Consider the following 17,938-nt stretch of genomic DNA (forward strand, 5'->3'; position numbering starts at 1 on the left):
TTGTAGGTATAATGTATAGTAATGTTCATTGGGCATGAATTCTAAGTACTTTATTTCGTGTATATCTCATTCTTTTCAAGCAGGTGAATCTATGAAGTCAAATCACAAACCGACCCAATCCTTTAAAATCGTACAGTTCTTGATGACCATCTACAGGCAGCGATTGACACGTATTCTGCTACCGTTGGCTGTACTGGCTTTTATTATATGGGAGGCCGGACGAGAACTAAATGACTTTAATCTGGCGCGTATGTTTCATGAGCTGCGGCGAATGGATGCCACGTTTCTCATCGAAATTGGCTTGTTCTCACTGGCTGCCGTGGCGGCTATGAGCGCGTACGATTACGTAATCAGGCATCATTTCAAGCTTCAGGTCAAGCCTGGGACGACATTTCGCTACGCGTGGATCTCCAATACCTTCAATAATGTCTTTGGTTTTGCAGGCTTTACAGGAGCGGGACTTCGCACCGTACTGTATAAAAAAAGCGGTGTGCCGTTAGGTGTCATCACCTCTGCCGTCGTGTTTCTTTCGCCGGTCGTCATTACCGGACTATCTTTACTGGCTTGGGGGGCCATTGTCCATTTGTATCCGGTACAGCCTGTGCTGGATGCTCATCCTTGGCTTCATTGGGCGCTGTGGGGAATGGCATTGTACCTGCCGCTATTTCTGATCATGCAGCGCTCCAAACGGTACTCCACATGGTTCAACAAGGGAGAAGGACAGCTTTCCTGGTCCACTATCTCCGCTTCCATTAGTGCTTCCCTGCTGGAATGGCTGCTGGCTGGCCTTACCTTTGCATGGATCGGCTCGCACTTGCTCCATGAACTTCCGATCCATGCTGTGTTCGGCATTTATGTGATAGCCGCGATTGCCGGATTGATCAGTCTTGCACCCGGAGGGGTCGGGGCATTCGACATCATCGCCCTGCTCGGGCTGCAAATGGCGGGAGCCAACTCAGATCGGGCACTGGCTGTGCTGCTGGTCTTTCGTATCTTTTATTACATCATCCCGTGGCTCATCGGCTTGGTATTAGCCGCGCTGGAAATGATTCCGCGTAACGAGCGCCTGAATCAGCTTGCTGAGACGGGTTGGGATTACTCCCTTAATGCCTGGCAGAAGGTATGGGGCTGGCCTGGTCAATTCCGGTTTTTGGCCGATCTAGGAGTATGGGCGCTTGGTAAGCTGGTACTCATCTCCGGCGTGGTGCTTCTTTTGTCGGCAGCTACGCCCGGTCTGTTATATCGGCTACGTTTTGCTGAGCATTTGCTCAGCCTGCCCGTCATGCGCTTGTCGCATGAAATCTCGGTCATCATCGGGATTATGCTTGTCGTTCTGTCCCACGGAATCTCTCTGCGTATTCGCAGAGCATTGCGGCTGACATTGATACTGCTGCTGACAGGAGCTATTTTCACCTTCACTAAAGGGCTAGATTTTGAAGAAGCCTTATTCCTGCTGTTTGTGGCGTTAATGCTATGGATCTCGCGTTCGCGGTTTTATCGGGTCAGTGCTCCGCTGAATCGGCACAACATTTTAATATGGGGTGGATTATCTCTACTCGTAACCGGGGCTTATTTTATCATTGGGGCAGGCTCCAACACTCCTTTTATGCGCCATTTGCATGCCAAGGTCCATCTGGACTTTTTTATGAACCGCAGCGATTACGGAGTTACCGCCGTGTTTAGTCTGATTTTGGCATGGGTATTCCTAACGGTGTATTTCTTTCTTCGACCTCAGCGTAGCATCGCCAATCTACCCGACGAGCAAGAGCTGGATAAGCTAAAAGAATTTTTGAAACGGCAGGGTGGTAATCTCGTATCTCATATGCTTTTTTTGGGCGATAAATATCTGTATTGGACTAAAAATGAACAGGTCGTCATTCCCTATGCTCGCAGCCGGGACAAACTGATTGTATTAGGTGACCCACTCGGTCCAAAAGAACGTGTAAGTGAAGCCATTCAGGAATTCCAACGGTTCGCAGATCGGTATGCGTTGACGGCTGTATTTTATCAGGCATCGCCAGAGTATTTGTCCATCTATCACGAGAACGGCTATCGCTTTTTCAAACTGGGCGAGGAAGCACTGGTGCCGCTGGAATCATTTACACTGACGGGCAAAAGCAATCAGGCGCTACGCAGCGCCAAAAACCGCTTTGACCGCGAGGGCTACTCGTTCGAAATCATCCAACCGCCTCTCGAGGCGTCACTGATTGAAGAGATGCGGCATGTTTCGAATATTTGGCTGGACGGGCGCAAGGAGAAGGGATATTCACTCGGCTGGTTCAAAGAATCTTATCTTCAGTTGGCTCCGATTGCATTGCTAAAGGACTCTGAAGGGAAGGTCATCGCTTTCGCTACGATGGCCCCTGCCTATGATCATGGACGGACGGTCTCCATTGACCTGATGCGTCACTTGCCTGACACGCCAAATGGCACGATGGATTATTTATTCACACGGGTTATTGAGTGGGCCAAGGAGAGTGGATATACGACATTTAATCTGGGAATGGCACCGCTGTCCCAGGTAGGACAAAGCGAAAAGGCATTACGCGAGGAAAAGCTGGCTCGACTTGTTTTCCAATACGGGGGACATTTTTACGGTTTTCAGGGGCTTCGGCGCTTTAAGGATAAGTTCAAGCCCCAATGGGAACCGCGCTATCTGGCCTATCCGGCTTCTGTCTTTCTACCGATCCTGACGCTGGAGCTAGTTTATCTCGTGTCCAAACGATCGGACTAAACAAAGGGCTGACAACAGGAACTTTAATAGCCTAACACAACGTATAAAAGGGTGTTCCCAACCACGAACGGTTGCAGGAACACCCTTTTATATTCACAGATCTTCTTAGAAGCTGCCTTTTACAACAACTTCAGACAATGGAAAACGTCCTGATGGACGCGCTGGTACTTGTGCCTTACCTACGCTAATAAGCATAGTTGGCAGGTAACGTGCTGGAATATTGAATTGCTCAATCAATTGTGCAGGAATGAAACCGCCCATTGCGCAAGTGTCGTAGCCCAAAGATTTAGCAGCCAGCATAATATTTTGTGCTGCAAGAGCAGAGTTCAGGATGGCTGCATCGCGAGCTACTTGCGGATTTTGGTATGCGCCGTTGATTTGACCTACCAATGCGTCACGGATTTCTGCTGGCAGTGCGCCTGCTTCTACCGCTTGATCATAAATGACGGTGTTGCGGTTCGCTTCCAAATCACCCAATACGGCAATCGTAACGGAACTTTCCGCTACTTGACCCTGATTGTAGGCGATAGGTAGCAATTTTTGTTTGTCCGCTTCGCTTCCGATGACAAGGAATTTCCAATGTTGGAGGTTCCAAGCGGAAGGAGCTTCTACCGCCGCAGTCAAAATGGCCTCCAGATCTTCCTCTGGCAATTTAAAATCCTTAACATAGCTCTTTACCGCGTGTCTTTCACTAATAGTAGATAGAGTTTCATTTTTTGGACTGCTCGACATTCTAGGCACACTCCTAATTTCTTAATATATATCTAATTTGAATCCTCATTAACTTCCCAAACTACTGCAATTATAAAAATGATAGTGAATGATGTCAATATGTTTAAGTATGACCCTGCACTCAAAATACAGTACAATACGGATTAAGACATACATATCGGCAGATGCCTGCCGATGGGACAAGACACGGGTGAGTTCATTTTGTTCTCATTTGAATTAAAAAAGGAGCGTTACTATGATTGGATCTTTTAAAAAAACGGATATTGCTTTGTTTGCCGCCTGGGTTGTAGCTTGTGTGGCAACTTTGGGCAGTCTGTATCTCAGCGAGATTTTGGGGTTTGAGCCTTGTAAGCTGTGCTGGTTTCAGCGCATTCTGATGTATCCCCTGACCCTTCTGCTCGGGATCGCCTATTTTCGAGGAGATTCGGAGATACGCCGTTATGTCATGCCGTTGGCTATCATTGGAGGCGCGATTTCAGCCTATCACTTTATCATTCAGCGCATCCATGCAGCCGCCAAAGCAGCTGCGCAAACTTCAACTTCCTGCGGCAGAGTATCCTGTGAACAGGATTACCTGAACTGGTTCGATTTTATTACCATTCCTTTTCTCGCACTGATTGCCTTTATCCTTATTATTGCAGCCATGGGTTATATCATGCGTCAGGAGAAAAAATCAGCTCAAGGAGAGGTACAAGCAAAGGAACTCGCATAAGTATGAAAGAGACCTAATTATAGGACCCGTTACCACCAAGAGGTGTATAATCCGCTTGCCAGAGGAAAGACTGTAACTAAATATATCCATTGCATATGTGGTATAATGTAAAAGATTTGCAGTCTGTCCAATAACGCTTATATTCCTTATAGAGGGGGCCAGTCCATGTTTCATATTAGCACCCCATTGCTGCAATATGGCGCAACCTTCGGTATGATCGTAATCGCTATTTCGGCTATTTTCATCCGTATGAAGACAGGTCATCGCCCGATTAATGCCAAAAAAATCATCATTCCTCCGCTCGGCATGAGCACCGGTTTTATGATGTTTGTGGTGCCAGAAGTACGGGTTCCCTGGCTTTGGGGGCTGGGCGCTTTTCTGGTCGGCTGGTTTATTTTTTCTTACCCGTTGATCCGTAGCACCAAATTTGAATTGCAAGAAGGGCTGGTTTTCGTCCAACGCTCACGTACCTTCTTTTTTATTTTGATCAGCCTGCTGATCGTCCGATTGCTGCTGCATGAATTTATTCAGCATTACATTACCATTCCGCAGACAGCAGGGCTATTTTTCATTCTAGCCTTCGGGACCTTGTTACACTGGCGGCTTCGTATGTATTTTCAATATCGTCAGTTCGTTCCGAACGAGACGGAAGTTCGCATCTGACAAACGGGTTTTTAACATGCATGCTCGCATGTTGCTGTATAGACCAAAAAGACACGTTCTCCCAGCAGGGAGCCGTGTCTTTTTGGTCATTTCGGTCTTTTTAGTCTATCGTAAGCTACATTACTCAATTCATTAAGGGTGTGCTTTTGTTGTCGTGCTTGAAAACGTCCTACTCTCCTAGGACCCCGCGGTCATCTTGGGGTTAACGCGTTGATGCCTTGCTGCCCGAACGCCAGACACTTACTGGGAGCTCTGCTTTGTAAACAGCACGCTGCCGTTTGTGTTGTTCTGCGGAGCATAAGCGCCGTCCCAGGTGATAAAGAAGCTTGCTCCAGTGTAGATCTCATTCAGGGCCTTGTTCCAAAGCGAATAATCGAATTCCTTGAGCTGATTATTGCTGCGATCCACATGGTCGCCACCCACGGCTGGTCCAATTTCGCAGAAGCCATAAGTTTTGCCAAGTCCTTTGATGTCATTGTAAGCCATCTTAATTTCATTGTCATTGGACGGATCGTCGCTGTAAGCGTCGATGCCAATCCAGGTGACATAGCTGGAGCCGGGGTAATAAGCAGCCGCGTTGGCTCCTTTATTAGGGGCATAGACAAAATTGACGTTGGACATGCCATGGGTCGTCACGATGTAATGGTACAGATTGATGTACAGGTTCTTATAGTCCGTCGTGTTTTTATCTCCCCACCAGAACCAGCCTCCGTTCATCTCATGGAAGGGTCTGTAGTAAACGGGGGATGAGTTAAACTTTTGCAGGCCAGTCACGACATTGTCAACCTGGGCCTTATAATTTTGCAGCCATGCGGGGCTGGACGAATTGATGGATGAAATGTCTGTATTAGCCAAGATCTCGAAATCGGAATCAGACATCGGGGCGTTTACATTTCCACCCTGGGGATTGGGCATGTGGGTGGAAACGGTGACGATTTTCCCCAAGGCTTGGATGGCGGAGGCGCTATTGGAGGTGATGGAGGCTGCATCGGTTCCACCCTGGTTCCAGTTCAGCAGATCATAGGAGACGATGTCAGGGTTGTAGGTCCAGACAGGACTGGTGTTTACACTTCCGTCATAGCCCAGGAACATGCCAGTATAGTTGATATTGCTCTCCGCGCCTGCCGTCATTGGTAGCGAGAATAATAATGCAGCCCCGGTGAGGGCGCTGATCAAGCTCTTCGTTTTCTTGAATGAATTCATATTGGTTATCCTCCTAATGTTTATATCTTGCTGCTTGTAATCGCAAGACTTAAGGTGTGTTATGCGGGAAATAAGAAGTTATCAGGAACTTATACCCCCTTATTTCCCCAAATACTTTTGACATTCTGACACAATCATCCCTAAGAAAATTTTGAATCGCAACCTACATGCTTTTCGTTTTAGCGAGTTGATCTCCATCTTCCTAAAGGAATACGCTTTTGCGACCCTCAATTATATCGACATCAAGGAAAAAAGCTGAAATAGTTCTATTAGAGGAAAAAATTATTCATATAACAACAAACAAACAATTCCTGCAAGGTGTGGTAGAGGCTAAATGTGTAATAAAGGAAAATTTTTCATTTCATTCTTATGAATTAGGATTCAAAATATTGTTATTTTTGTACTATATAGAAGATTCATAATCACACACTTAACGTATCCCGTTAGCAAGCGGATCACTAGCGTCTATCAGAACTAAGCTGGTCACTCTGAAGGCATGGCGTATATTTTTTTAAAAATGTCGGCGTGGCACTCATGAAACGAAAAAAACCGATATTCGGCCTTTGAGCCAAATTCGGTTTTTTAGAGGTGATCTATTATTCCACGCATGTACTAGACTTTTATAGAATGCACGTAGCAAAAGAGACTGTCCTCTGAACAGCCCCTTTTCCTGTAACATGTCTAGCTCATTCAACCCGTTAGTCTGTATGCTATCGATGGGTGCCTGCTTTTATTGCTGGGTCAAAATGATCGGACCATCTGCTGTAATGGCCAGCGTGTGCTCGTATTGAGCAGACAAGCCGCCGTCCAACGTGCGTGCGGTCCAACCATCCGCATCAATTTTACTGCGGTATGTGCCTGTGTTGAGCATTGGCTCAATTGTAATGACCATACCCTCTTTTAAGCGTGGTCCACGATGCGGAGGTCCATAATGAGGAACTTGCGGTTGCTCATGCATTTCTTCCCCGATGCCATGCCCAATGAATTCGCGTACGACCGAGAAGCCTTCCGCTTCCGCGTAGGTTTGTATCGCATGGGAAATATCTCCGATCCGGTTACCGATAACGGCTTGCTCAATCCCTTTATACAGCGATTCCTTGGTAACATCCAGCAGCTTTTGCGCCTGCTCAGACACATTACCCACCGCATACGACCAAGCGGAATCTGCCAGCCAGCCATTCAGGTTCACAACCATGTCGATCGTCACGATGTCCCCGTCCTTCAACGGTGTCTTATTCGGAAAGCCGTGGCAAATCACATCGTTAGGTGAGCCACAAGTTGCAAACTGATAGCCGTTATAGCCTTTTTGCTCCGGTGTGGCGCCATGCTTCTTCATAAAGGATTCTGCAAAGGCGTCAATTTCCAGTGTCGTAATGCCTGGCTTGATCATTTTGGCAATTTCCCGGTGGCAAGCAGCCAAAATGTCTCCAGCTTTTTTCATATTTTCAATTTGTTCTTTGGTTTTAATGATAATCATTAAACGGTCTCCTTCTTTTCCGTGTTCGTTCCACTTTTCACTGCTTCTTTTTTCTGCTTCTATTGTAACGCTAAAAGCAGCGAAATGGAACCGATGTCAACTGACACCGTTTACAAGGATCTTAAACGGGGTATATAATATTCCATAACTTGTATACCAGTATGCAAAATTATTTCCAAGATAGGAGTATCCTATGAAATATCCAACAACCTGGTTACAGGGCGCATCGCTTGGGGAAAGGATTGCTTGTGAACTTCGGCTTCAGATTATACGGGGTATTCAGACGCCAGGCACTGTTCTATCTGAGAATCAGATTGCTGCCGATTTTGGTACCAGTCGTTCTCCGGTGCGTGAAGCCTTGAAGGCACTCTCGAGCGAAGGACTGATCCGTTTAGAGCGCATGGGTGCGATTGTCGTTGGCATGACACCCAGTGATATGGAGGAGCTATTCGATGTACGAATGCTGATTGAGCATTTTGTTGTACAAAGGTATGTACATAGTGATAATGCCACATTGGTGACTGTTTTGAATCAGATGATTGACAAAATGGAAGTCGCTCTCAAGTACAGGGATGTCGTTGAATTTTCTCTTCAGGATTTTAATTTTCATGAGGCTCTGGTTCTGGAAGCAGGCCATACCCGTATTCTTCATACCTGGAATGGTATGAGACAGCTAATCCTGACGGTCATGTTAGCTGCGACAGAACAACGATTTGCGTCTAACATCGAAGAATCACAAGTCACGATTCACAAACATCGAACCTTTGCAAACGCTTTAAGTCAAGGGAATGCTCAGGAGTTATCGGGATTTATTGAGGATCATTACCGAGATACCCGCAACGCGGTTAACGATAGCGTTCTGTCTCCCTACAGAAAGACATCGTCCTAGCCGCAACATGCGTGACAAAGAGCCGATGTACCGCGCTTCATGCGTTTTTTGCTGGCGCGGTTCTCTTTTACATTAAAGTTGTCGACAAGTATACATTTAGCTACACATATATGAATAAGGAGGCATTACTTCATGAACACATTACTCGGCTTGAGCCATAACGCGTCCCTGCTCATATGGGCGCTAGTTACCGTCATTCTTTTGATTTTGCTGATTGCCAAATTCAAATGGAATCCCTTCGTTTCACTGCTGCTTTCGTCGGTATTTCTCGGACTGGTTAACGGGATGCCGGGACATGAAGTTACTGCCTCCATCACCAAGGGGCTCGGCAGTACGCTCGGCTCCATCGCCATCGTGATCGGTTTAGGCACCATGCTCGGTAAAATGATGGCAGAATCCGGCGGTGCCGAACGCATCGCGACCACACTGATGGATCGTTTTGGTGAAAAACGCGTTCATTGGGCGATGATGATTGTAGGCTTTATCGTGGGTATTCCCGTATTTTTTGAGGTTGGTATTATTTTATTAATTCCCATTCTGTTCACGGTTGCCCGCAAAATGAATATGTCTCTGCTGAAAATCGGTATTCCGATGCTGGCAGGACTATCGACGGTACACGGCCTTTTGCCACCCCACCCGGCTCCGATGATCGCGATTGAAGCCTTTAACGCCAATATTGGACGCACGATAGGATATGCACTCATCGTGGGCATTCCATCCGCTATTATTGCGGGCCCGGTCTTCGGCGCTTGGATTGGCAAAAGAATCATGGTCAGACCTTCCGAGAGGCTGGACGAGCAGTTCAGAAATACGACGGGACGGTCGCTGCCTCCTTTTTGGATTACTCTGTTCACCATTTTATTACCTGTTATTCTAATGCTTAGCGGATCAGTCGCTGAAATCGTAGACCCGGCCAATACACATCCGCTCACTGTATTTTTCAAATTCATTGGTGATGAGGTTATGGCATTGCTGATTGCGGCCGTGTTTTCTTTTTTCTCGCTAGGCTATGCACGTGGTCTAAAGAAAGAGGATTTGTCCCGTTTTACCAGTGAATGTCTGGCACCAACAGCCTCTATTATCTTAATTATCGGGAGCGGCGGTGCATTTAAAACGGTATTGATCGACAGCGGTGTAGGTCAGGCCATTGCAGCGGTCGCTACAGGAGCCCATATGAATGTGATTGTATTTGCTTTTCTGGTCGCTGCGCTCATTCGTGTAGCCACTGGATCAGCGACAGTCGCGATGACGACAGGCTCCGGTATTGTCGCACCTGTACTGGCACTTACACCCGGCGCGAATGTCGAACTGGTCGTCCTTGCTACAGGAGCAGGGTCGCTGATCTTGTCTCATGTGAATGACGCCGGTTTTTGGATGATTAAAGAATTTTTCAATATGACGGTTCCGCAGACTCTAAAATCATGGACCGTTATGGAAACCATCCTCTCCCTGGTCGCTTTCGGTTTGATTATGCTGCTGAGTGTGTTAATTTAACGATAATGAGCTAATAACGGTAAGTGAAGGGGAGATTGAATATGACAGACACCCGATATATGATCGGCGTCGATATCGGTACGACCAGTACCAAAGCGGTGCTTTTCGAAGAAAACGGCAATATTGCCGCCCAGCACCATGTGGGCTATCCGCTCCATACACCTGAGCCGGATGCGGCAGAACAGGACCCGGAAGATATTTTCAAAGCTGTCGTGACGACGGTGCAAGAGGTCATGAAACAAAGCGGAGTGTCAGCCGAGCATGTGCTGTTCGTCTCCTTCAGTTCGGCCATGCACAGTGTGCTGGCGGTGGATAAGAACGGCAAGCCGCTGACCGCCTCCATCACTTGGGCAGATAACCGTAGCGCCAAATGGGCCGAAGCGCTCAAACATGAATACAACGGACACGATATTTATTTACGCACCGGAACGCCCATCCATCCCATGTCACCGCTAACGAAACTAATGTGGATTACACGGGATTTACCGGATGTTGCGACCCAGACGTATAAATTCATTTCCATTAAGGAGTACATCTTTGCCCGGTTATTCCACCAATATGTCGTGGATCACTCGATCGCCTCTGCAACCGGACTTATGAATTTGCAGCAGCTAGACTGGGACGAGGAAGCGCTGCACCTTGCAGGTGTGACGAAGGAGCAGCTATCCGAGCTGGTGCCGACAACTCATGTGCTCAAAGGGCTGGATGAGACCTATGCGCATGACATGGGCCTACTGAAGACGACTCCTTTTGTGATCGGGGCCAGCGATGGTGTCTTGTCCAACCTCGGTGTGAATGCGATCAAACCTGGAGTTGTCGCTGTTACCATCGGCACGAGCGGAGCCATCCGTACCGTAGTTGATAAGCCGCTCACGGATGCCAAAGGGCGCTTTTTCTGTTACGCCTTGACCGAAAAGCTGTGGGTCATCGGCGGCCCGGTAAACAACGGAGGTATAGTCTTCCGCTGGATCCGGGATGAATTTGCAGCCTCCGAGGTGGAAACGGCCAAGCGACTGGGACTTGATCCATATCATGTGCTGACCCAAATTGCGGAACAGGTACGTCCTGGCTCCGACGGTCTGCTCTTTCTTCCGTACTTATCCGGTGAACGTGCGCCCCTGTGGGACCCGAATGCTCGCGGCTCCTTCTTCGGTCTGTCCCTGCGTCACAAAAAAGAGCATATGATTCGCGCCGCTCTGGAGGGTGTGCTGTTCAATTTGTATACCGTCATGCTCGCCATGGAAGAAGTCATCGACAGACCGTCAGTCATTCACGCCACTGGTGGATTTGCACGCTCGGAGCTATGGAGACAGCTCATGGCGGATATTTTCGATCAGGAAGTCATTATCCCCGAAAGTCTGGAAAGCTCATGTCTGGGCGCAGCTATTCTGGGCTTGTACGCACTGGGACGGATTGATTCGCTGGATGCTGTGTCCGGTATGATCGGTACCACTCACCAGCACAAACCTGTAGCAGAACACGTGGATATTTATCGTGATTTACTACCGATTTATATCCGCATTTCACGTAAATTCGAAGAAGAGTTCAAGGATATTGCGGAATTTCAGGCCAAGTCCCTACAATCTTTAAATTAGTGGAACCTGTTCTAACGCTGCTGCGTATTACCGTTTTATAAAAACCTGTCTATGTCAGTTGGGCAGGGTAAGAAGGAGGATTAGACGATGCTCAAACAATTACTGCACCGCCTGCTACATTCCACCTCTCATTCTCATAAGCGGCGATACAGCAGCTCAGACCGTTATTATGAACGTAAACGCCATTCTTCTTCAGACGGTTACAAGAATAGTCACAATGGACACCACTATTACAAGGATAAACGCCGTCATTACTCCAGTTCTTAGCCAAACAACAAGAAGTAGCGACGGAATAGAGCGTAACACAAGAAGCATGCCACAGGCTCCTTCAAACCCTATAAAGCGAAGACCCTTCTTATCTCAAGGGCCTTCGCTTTATTGTTGTGCACCCTTCGTTATGCAGGGCAACATCTGTGCATTTTACAGGAAATCGGCCAAGACCGAAATTACAGAAACAGGGTTTTAGAGATGATCACCAGCAAAATAAACAGGACCAGAATCGCTCCTACAGAGGTCCATGCTCCTACACCGCAACCCATACCGCCGCCTACTCCACACATATGACTCATTTACAACACTCCCTTCGCTCATTTACAGGATCATTGTATGTAGACATGGTCAAATGCGTAAGGGGGGCATTCCCCCATTTTTGCGGCGAATGCCTGTTTATTTTTAGGGACGTTATGGGTTAACCTCAAGCAGCAACAATGCTTCCTCCAGCTCTTGCATAAACTGTCGGCTGTTCTCATAACGTGGCCGAATCTGAAAAAGACGCTCCAGCATATGACGCACAGGTGAACTCAGCTTCAATTCTTCCTGCCAGCTTGCCGGCGGTTGATCCGGTTGAGGCTCGTAACTGCTATACAGCATAAAAAGCATTAAATGTCCGACATCGTACAAATCGCTGTAGACGGCGACATCTTGTCGCTCGGGTGCGCGCTTTTCCAGCATGGATTCGGTAAATATATCCTCCTGTCGCTCTCCTACGGCCAGAGCAAGACCAAAGTCGATCAGGTGAGGCTTTCCCTCACGGTGAATCACATTGGGAATGCGGATATCCCGATGGATATAGCCCCGTTCATGCACATGCAGAACTCGCTCCATTAACTCCAAAATGTAGACAATGCATTCCTGTTCCGTAAAGGAACGCTCCTGTTCAAATATAAGCTCCTCCAACGTCATGCCGGAGATGTATTCCATAACCACAACTATTCCGTTCAAATGTTCGACAATTTCGAGCAGCTTCGGAATATAGGGGTGTTCCATCTGCCGCATAATATGAGCCTCGCGCTGCAATAGCTGAACTGCCTTCGCCCGTTTGCTCGGTCTGGGCATTTTCACTGCCACCTCTTGTCCGCTGTGCCGATCCAGACAGAGGTAGGTTAGACCATAGCTCCCCATGCCTAAAAGCGAACGAACATCATAACGTCCGCTCAGTAAATCGCCAGGCTGTTTCGGATAATCCATCCATGATTCATATGCGTTTCGCAACCAAGCAAACATATTTATATCCTTTCCTCTACATGCCGCAGCAACGTTTCTTATACGGCTTGTTCTCGTATTCTTGTATTCCGTTATTATACCATCCACGATAAAAGACCATCAGAACCGGGAAGGTCTGATGGTCTTTATCAGAAAAGATGCTGGTTATGCCTCTCTGCGTCTGCGCGGTGTCAGACCAAGCCAGGACAACAACGAACCGCGCGATTTGCGTTGCCTGCCCTGGTAGGTACGCAAATTAGTAATTAGCTGCCGATCTCGTTCCTCGTCAACCTTTTCTTTCATCCAGCGTTTTTGATCCTCCAGTTGGTTAGACAGGCTGATATTCTTTTCCACCAAACGGCTGTGCTCTGCTTCCAGCTCCTCCAAACGGCTCCGCATTTCCAACAATGCAGTTTGCACCATGTCCTGCATCTGCGCCAGTTCTTGCGGCTCTATAGACTCCTTTGTTTGCACGGATACAGGTGCTTGCTCCAATCTATACTCAATGGTTGGTTCCAAAGTCTGTAACTCTTCCTGCGCCTGTAGCTGCATGGGTTCCTCTGACAGTTCCTGAGCATTCATTTCATCCTGTAACTCTGTCAGTTCTACCGTAGCAGCTGCTTGCGCCTGTATGAACGTCTCATCCCTGACCTCAGCCGCCGCCATTATTTCTTCCCAGGTTGCGGTTAGTAACTCAGCATCTGAGATGGGTGGCAAGCGGAACTCTTCATCCTCCATTTGAAAGGGAGCGGTCACTCTCTCAAGAACCACCTGAACCGCCTGCTCCATCGTCATATGCTGCTCACGCAACGCCCTCCGCATCACCTTCAAGCACTCAACATCCTCAGCACTGAACATCCTCGATTGATTCGCGGAACGCTGAAACACATACCCCTGCTCCTCCAGCGCCGCTGCATATTTACGAAGGGTACTCGCCCCGATTCCCAACTGTTTTGCTGCTTCCGTCGTCGATTTGCTTTCTTCCATTTAATCATTACCTCCCCGGATGGTATGGAAAGAAATAAGCTTGTATATGTAGAATTCGCGAAATCCATTGGAAACCCTTTGGCAAAAATGTTCTAATATTGCAGACTGCTAAGAACCTTTGTCATAACGGAATATTTGTAGATATACAAGAAACGACATTGCAGAGCATACTTCCGTTCTGTATGTCCTTGAAACTCTTTAAAGAACGTCATATAAATGTCATACTTTCATTGTTTTCATGGCACCATTCCTTCCATCAACATAGTTCAGGTTATAATTTGCACAGAATTCACCTTAAAAATAAATTGAAACATGCTCTCCTATCTTCCAGTAAAAGTATTGATAATTCACGTTCACTCTATAATTAATCCTAAAGAACACCTCTATTCACAGTTTATTTTTAATTTCCCGGAATGGAGGCAAAAAAATGGATATTTTCAAAAGATCAGCAATATGTTATGTTATGTAACGTAAAATGTATTTCAGGCATAATTTGTAGCATATTAACGTTCGCTGGAACGAGGAGGCAACATAGATGAAGGGGAAGGCAAGGAAAGTAGCTATTGTCGGCGCGGGAATGGTCGGTTCGAGCTGTGCCTACTCAATGGTTAATCAGTCCATTTGTGATGAGATCATGATGATTGACCGCACGTATGATCGGGCTTTGGCCCATGCACTGGATCTGTCCCATTGTATGGATTTTACGTCCACACGTACCAAGGTGCGTGCCGGCACGTATGCAGACTGCACGGATATGGACGTTGTGATTATAACGGCTGGTGCCAACCCTAAACCGGGTCAAGACCGCCTATCTGTGCTGGACAACGCAGTGCTTATTACCAGAGAGATTGTAACAGCGATTATGGAGGGTGGCTTCGACGGTATATTCGTCATTGCCGCTAATCCTGTCGACATTGTAACGTATATGGTACAAAGTATATCCGGTCTGCCGCGCAACAAGGTGATCGGCACGGGCACCTCCATTGACTCATCCCGACTTAAGACGTTGCTTTCCGAAGTGTTTTCCATAGATCCGCGCAGCGTGCAAGGGTATGCTCTTGGGGAGCATGGTGAATCCCAATTCGTTGCCTGGTCACACGTCACGATTGGCGGCAAGCCGCTCTTGCACATTTTGCGTCAGCATAAGGAACGATTCAGCCACGTCGATCTGGACGACATTGCCCGTAAAACTCGGGATGCAGGCTGGGAGATCTTCACCCGCAAAGGCGCCACTTATTTTGGTATTGCCAATGCGCTGGCGTACATTACTCGTTCCATTTTAAATGATGATGGTAAAATTATAGCGGTCTCTGCTGTATTGGATGGCGAGTACGGGCACACCGATGTCTGCACGGGCGTTCCGGCGATTATCGGCAGCAGAGGAATCCAAGAGGTCATCGAGCTAGAGCTAAGTCCGGAAGAACAAGCGAAGTTCGACGCCTCTTGCCACCTTATCAGCAATAATATCCGTGCCATTTCAGGCTTAGTGTAAACCAATAGCACAGTAAAAAACTCCTTACCCTCATTGAGGATAAGGAGTTTTTGCAGTCCCCGTATTTCGCCCTATATCTCTTTATAACGAAATACGGTCAGTCCCGCCAACGTAAATACGACAAAGCTACCTATTATAACCGTCAACAGTGTGTCAGTTGGCACCATGAACGCCCCGAAGTTGTCTCTTCCACTCGGCATCATCGCCAATAAAGGCTGTGTCCATGGATAGTACGGACCGTAGGTTTGAGAATTGGCGACCAGAATATTCGGCACGGTGAAGACGAAATTCAACGCAAGCGGTGCGGCAAAGCTGGACCACAAGAAGGACACCATCAACTGCAACGCAGCCAGCGGCAGGCAGGCTACCCAGCCTGCGAGCAAACTTTGAGCGATCACGGCCCAAGGAATTGGTCCGTTCATGTCCTGCACAGCTCCAACACCCAGCAGCGCTCCTCCGAACAGTAACTGAGTCAATCCGACCAAGGCCATAATGATGGTCAACTTGGCCGCATACAGACTGGTGCGGGACAATGGCAATGACATGAGTTGCTTCCAACCGCCGCCCCCATGCTCGAATCGGCAGACTAGAGATCCAAATACGGCGGTCAGCATCGGCATGAACAGCATGGCATGTAATGTAAGCATGGCAGTCAACAGCAACAGCCAGTTCCCTCCCGGATTCGCCAGCAAGCCAATCAAGACGGCAATCGCCGGGCTGACGAGCGCAAGCAGCCAAACGGGCGATTTGGCCATTTTCATACGTTCAACAGAAAGCAGCCGTATATATCCTCCGAACATTACGCCACATCCTTTCGGCTAAAATGGGCCGCTGTCAGCAGACTGAGGAGTATGCCCGTTCCGCACCCGACGGACGCAAACATCCATGCTTGAGGTGCAACCCATGCGAATTGCGGCCAGGCCAACGGAAACCATTCGGACAGCTGTGAAGCAAACAAGCTGCCGATGCCTAACGTAATGCCCAGTGTTACAGGCAGCGCCTGATTATGGAACGTGACCGTTAACCACAACAATAATACGAGCATAGGCAGCGTGCCGCCCAAGGGCCAAAACCCGAGTCGTAGCAGTTCCCCTACGGGTGCAGGCTCTCCCCCAAAGCCAAGAATCATTCCCAACACCCAAGTCCCAACCGTCAGGAGTAGACAGGACACGCACAGCATCCCGATCGCTAGCGTCAGCTTGGCCATATAAACACTAAATTTGGAAATAGGCAAAGCCAGCAGCTGCTTCCAAGAGTTAGACGAATGTTCCACATTCGCCAGCATGGAAGCGACCATCGTGGCTCCTAATACCAGCGCAAGGGGGACAAAAATAGCGATGTTATCCATCAAGCCTTCCCATAAGCGCCCCTTGTATCGCGGAATCAGATAGTCATAGCGGAGCCCAAAGTTCAGTCCCTGCATCGCTACCAGCCCTAGGGGACCGAGGAACACCAAGAACCAGATTCCCTTTCTGCGTGCTTTGAGCAGATCCGCCGTGAGCGCTCGCAGCATCATAAGGAAGCCCCTCCTTTGCCCACTACCTGCATGAACATATCCTCCAGCGATTTGCGGCGTTCCTCCACACGGTATACGGCATGCGTATTTTCGACCAATCTTCTGACCAGCAGCGCAACAGCCGCATCATTCATGTTCTCGAAATCCAGCGCCGATCCGTCCTTCACTGAATGGTAGCCCTGCTCACGCGCAATCAACTGGGCTGCTTCCGGTTCCGACACTACGATCCGAATCCCGCCTGCGGATTCCTGACGGAGATTATGAATCGTGTTTTGAAAGACCAACTCTCCTTCACGGATAATACCCACGGTATTCGCCATATGCTCTACCTCACTCAACAGATGGCTGGATACCAGTACGGTGATCCCCCGTTGCTCGGGCATCGCCTGAATCAATGTGCGCATTTCCTGAATACCCTCCGGGTCCAAACCATTCGTAGGCTCATCCAAAATGAGCACTTCGGGATTCCCAAGCAGGGCTGCTGCAATACCCAGTCTCTGCTTCATGCCCAGCGAGTAGCCTTTGACTGGACGTTTGGCATGCTTGGTCAGTCGGACGACCTCTAACACTTCCGCAATGTTTTGCTTGGGTACATTCAAAATACGGCGAATGGCCTCCAGATTTTCAATTGCGTTCAAATGACCATAATACGAAGGATACTCCACCAACGAGCCGACTTTACGCAAAATATCGAGCTTATGTCTGCGAATATCTTTGCCGAATATACGGATCGTTCCTCGAGTTGGGCGAATAAGTCCAAGCAGCATGCGGATCGTTGTCGTTTTCCCCGCTCCATTCGGACCCAGAAATCCGTAAATATCTCCTCGAGCTATTTTCAGGTCCAGCTGATTAACCGCCGCGCGGCCTTTGTATATTTTGCTGAGACTGTTCGTTTCAATAATGTATTCGTTCAAGTTCCTCACCTCGACACCTATCGTAACGTGCCAAGTTTAAAACCAAGG

Annotated in this window: 17 protein-coding genes; 8 read left to right on the top strand and 9 right to left on the bottom strand. The window is 48.1% G+C overall.

Translation table 11 applies throughout. The features are described 5' to 3' along the window. Nucleotides 1-91: 91 nt before the first annotated feature. Nucleotides 92-2,734 (top strand): bifunctional lysylphosphatidylglycerol flippase/synthetase MprF, encoded by a 2,643-nt coding sequence (gene mprF / locus ACUYLD_RS12075; protein WP_446675130.1) that lies wholly within the window; start codon nt 92-94, stop codon nt 2,732-2,734. Nucleotides 2,735-2,839: 105 nt separating this feature from the next. Here mprF and ACUYLD_RS12080 read toward each other — a convergent pair whose 3' ends face one another. Next, the gene (locus ACUYLD_RS12080; RefSeq protein ID WP_446675131.1) at nt 2,840-3,466 is read right to left on the bottom strand and encodes a nitroreductase family protein; all 627 of its coding nucleotides are present in this window, start codon (nt 3,464-3,466) and stop codon (nt 2,840-2,842) included. Between the two features lie 235 nt (nt 3,467-3,701). Between ACUYLD_RS12080 and ACUYLD_RS12085 the strand changes: the two genes are divergently transcribed. Together ACUYLD_RS12085 and ACUYLD_RS12090 are read left to right on the top strand one after the other, a co-directional pair. Beyond that, on the top strand, nt 3,702-4,178 hold the full coding sequence (locus ACUYLD_RS12085; RefSeq protein ID WP_254328931.1) for a disulfide oxidoreductase: 477 nt from the start codon (nt 3,702-3,704) through the stop codon (nt 4,176-4,178). A 165-nt stretch (nt 4,179-4,343) separates the two neighbouring features. Further along, the gene (locus ACUYLD_RS12090; RefSeq protein ID WP_446675132.1) at nt 4,344-4,841 is read left to right on the top strand and encodes a CcdC family protein; all 498 of its coding nucleotides are present in this window, start codon (nt 4,344-4,346) and stop codon (nt 4,839-4,841) included. A gap of 240 nt (nt 4,842-5,081) precedes the next feature. Here ACUYLD_RS12090 and ACUYLD_RS12095 read toward each other — a convergent pair whose 3' ends face one another. Both ACUYLD_RS12095 and map read right to left on the bottom strand, forming a co-directional pair. Continuing rightward, nucleotides 5,082-6,044 (bottom strand): glycoside hydrolase family 26 protein, encoded by a 963-nt coding sequence (locus ACUYLD_RS12095; RefSeq protein ID WP_446675133.1) that lies wholly within the window; start codon nt 6,042-6,044, stop codon nt 5,082-5,084. Nucleotides 6,045-6,774: 730 nt separating this feature from the next. Continuing rightward, a complete protein-coding gene (gene map, locus ACUYLD_RS12100; RefSeq protein ID WP_023986734.1) occupies nt 6,775-7,521 on the bottom strand; it encodes a type I methionyl aminopeptidase in 747 nt (248 codons plus the stop codon). A gap of 193 nt (nt 7,522-7,714) precedes the next feature. Here map and ACUYLD_RS12105 point away from each other — a divergent pair, with 193 nt between their 5' ends. From ACUYLD_RS12105 to ACUYLD_RS12120, 4 genes are all read left to right on the top strand, one after another. Then, nucleotides 7,715-8,410: a GntR family transcriptional regulator gene (locus ACUYLD_RS12105; protein WP_165178820.1), complete on the top strand. Its 696-nt coding sequence runs from the start codon at nt 7,715-7,717 to the stop codon at nt 8,408-8,410. Between the two features lie 132 nt (nt 8,411-8,542). After that, a complete protein-coding gene (locus ACUYLD_RS12110) occupies nt 8,543-9,904 on the top strand; it encodes a GntP family permease (protein ID WP_025722432.1) in 1,362 nt (453 codons plus the stop codon). A 41-nt stretch (nt 9,905-9,945) separates the two neighbouring features. Further along, complete coding sequence (gene gntK / locus ACUYLD_RS12115) at nt 9,946-11,499, top strand: gluconokinase (protein ID WP_069290933.1); 1,554 nt, start codon at nt 9,946-9,948, stop codon at nt 11,497-11,499. Nucleotides 11,500-11,586: 87 nt separating this feature from the next. Next, nucleotides 11,587-11,766, top strand: a complete 180-nt coding sequence (locus ACUYLD_RS12120) for a hypothetical protein (protein WP_442436708.1) — start codon at nt 11,587-11,589, stop codon at nt 11,764-11,766. A 179-nt stretch (nt 11,767-11,945) separates the two neighbouring features. On the opposite strand, the gene ACUYLD_RS12125 is transcribed toward ACUYLD_RS12120, so the two are convergent. The 3 genes from ACUYLD_RS12125 to ACUYLD_RS12135 form a co-directional block, all read right to left on the bottom strand. Beyond that, a complete protein-coding gene (locus ACUYLD_RS12125) occupies nt 11,946-12,068 on the bottom strand; it encodes a YjcZ family sporulation protein (RefSeq protein WP_231109480.1) in 123 nt (40 codons plus the stop codon). A 112-nt stretch (nt 12,069-12,180) separates the two neighbouring features. Next, nucleotides 12,181-13,002: a serine/threonine protein kinase gene (locus tag ACUYLD_RS12130; RefSeq protein ID WP_446675134.1), complete on the bottom strand. Its 822-nt coding sequence runs from the start codon at nt 13,000-13,002 to the stop codon at nt 12,181-12,183. A gap of 144 nt (nt 13,003-13,146) precedes the next feature. Beyond that, on the bottom strand, nt 13,147-13,968 hold the full coding sequence (locus ACUYLD_RS12135; protein ID WP_446675135.1) for a MerR family transcriptional regulator: 822 nt from the start codon (nt 13,966-13,968) through the stop codon (nt 13,147-13,149). Between the two features lie 535 nt (nt 13,969-14,503). Here ACUYLD_RS12135 and ACUYLD_RS12140 point away from each other — a divergent pair. After that, a complete protein-coding gene (locus ACUYLD_RS12140; RefSeq protein WP_061831154.1) occupies nt 14,504-15,460 on the top strand; it encodes an L-lactate dehydrogenase in 957 nt (318 codons plus the stop codon). A gap of 71 nt (nt 15,461-15,531) precedes the next feature. On the opposite strand, the gene ACUYLD_RS12145 is transcribed toward ACUYLD_RS12140, so the two are convergent. Genes ACUYLD_RS12145 through ACUYLD_RS12155 form a run of 3 tightly spaced genes read right to left on the bottom strand, consistent with a single transcriptional unit; the run spans nt 15,532 to nt 17,890 of the window. Continuing rightward, entirely contained in the window at nt 15,532-16,260 is a 729-nt protein-coding gene (locus ACUYLD_RS12145) for an ABC transporter permease (RefSeq protein WP_061831153.1), read from the bottom strand. Then, nucleotides 16,260-16,976, bottom strand: coding sequence for an ABC transporter permease (locus ACUYLD_RS12150; protein ID WP_336077873.1), 717 nt, complete (start codon nt 16,974-16,976; stop codon nt 16,260-16,262). Before ACUYLD_RS12150 ends, ACUYLD_RS12145 begins: the two co-directional genes overlap by 1 nt. Beyond that, nucleotides 16,973-17,890, bottom strand: coding sequence for an ABC transporter ATP-binding protein (locus tag ACUYLD_RS12155; protein WP_250267284.1), 918 nt, complete (start codon nt 17,888-17,890; stop codon nt 16,973-16,975). The genes ACUYLD_RS12150 and ACUYLD_RS12155 overlap by 4 nt, the downstream gene beginning before the upstream one ends. Nucleotides 17,891-17,938: the final 48 nt, after the last annotated feature.

Source organism: Paenibacillus sp. SER-28 (genome assembly GCF_052906305.1).

Bases quoted from the DNA above. Each gene is read 5' to 3' on its own strand.
- mprF (WP_446675130.1), top strand. From the start codon at position 92: ATGAAGTCAAATCACAAACCGACCCAATCCTTTAAAATCGTACAGTTC.
- ACUYLD_RS12080 (WP_446675131.1), bottom strand. From the start codon at position 3,466: ATGTCGAGCAGTCCAAAAAATGAAACTCTATCTACTATTAGTGAAAGA.
- ACUYLD_RS12085 (WP_254328931.1), top strand. From the start codon at position 3,702: ATGATTGGATCTTTTAAAAAAACGGATATTGCTTTGTTTGCCGCCTGG.
- ACUYLD_RS12090 (WP_446675132.1), top strand. From the start codon at position 4,344: ATGTTTCATATTAGCACCCCATTGCTGCAATATGGCGCAACCTTCGGT.
- ACUYLD_RS12095 (WP_446675133.1), bottom strand. From the start codon at position 6,044: ATGAATTCATTCAAGAAAACGAAGAGCTTGATCAGCGCCCTCACCGGG.
- map (WP_023986734.1), bottom strand. From the start codon at position 7,521: ATGATTATCATTAAAACCAAAGAACAAATTGAAAATATGAAAAAAGCT.
- ACUYLD_RS12105 (WP_165178820.1), top strand. From the start codon at position 7,715: ATGAAATATCCAACAACCTGGTTACAGGGCGCATCGCTTGGGGAAAGG.
- ACUYLD_RS12110 (WP_025722432.1), top strand. From the start codon at position 8,543: ATGAACACATTACTCGGCTTGAGCCATAACGCGTCCCTGCTCATATGG.
- gntK (WP_069290933.1), top strand. From the start codon at position 9,946: ATGACAGACACCCGATATATGATCGGCGTCGATATCGGTACGACCAGT.
- ACUYLD_RS12120 (WP_442436708.1), top strand. From the start codon at position 11,587: ATGCTCAAACAATTACTGCACCGCCTGCTACATTCCACCTCTCATTCT.
- ACUYLD_RS12125 (WP_231109480.1), bottom strand. From the start codon at position 12,068: ATGAGTCATATGTGTGGAGTAGGCGGCGGTATGGGTTGCGGTGTAGGA.
- ACUYLD_RS12130 (WP_446675134.1), bottom strand. From the start codon at position 13,002: ATGTTTGCTTGGTTGCGAAACGCATATGAATCATGGATGGATTATCCG.
- ACUYLD_RS12135 (WP_446675135.1), bottom strand. From the start codon at position 13,968: ATGGAAGAAAGCAAATCGACGACGGAAGCAGCAAAACAGTTGGGAATC.
- ACUYLD_RS12140 (WP_061831154.1), top strand. From the start codon at position 14,504: ATGAAGGGGAAGGCAAGGAAAGTAGCTATTGTCGGCGCGGGAATGGTC.
- ACUYLD_RS12145 (WP_061831153.1), bottom strand. From the start codon at position 16,260: ATGTTCGGAGGATATATACGGCTGCTTTCTGTTGAACGTATGAAAATG.
- ACUYLD_RS12150 (WP_336077873.1), bottom strand. From the start codon at position 16,976: ATGATGCTGCGAGCGCTCACGGCGGATCTGCTCAAAGCACGCAGAAAG.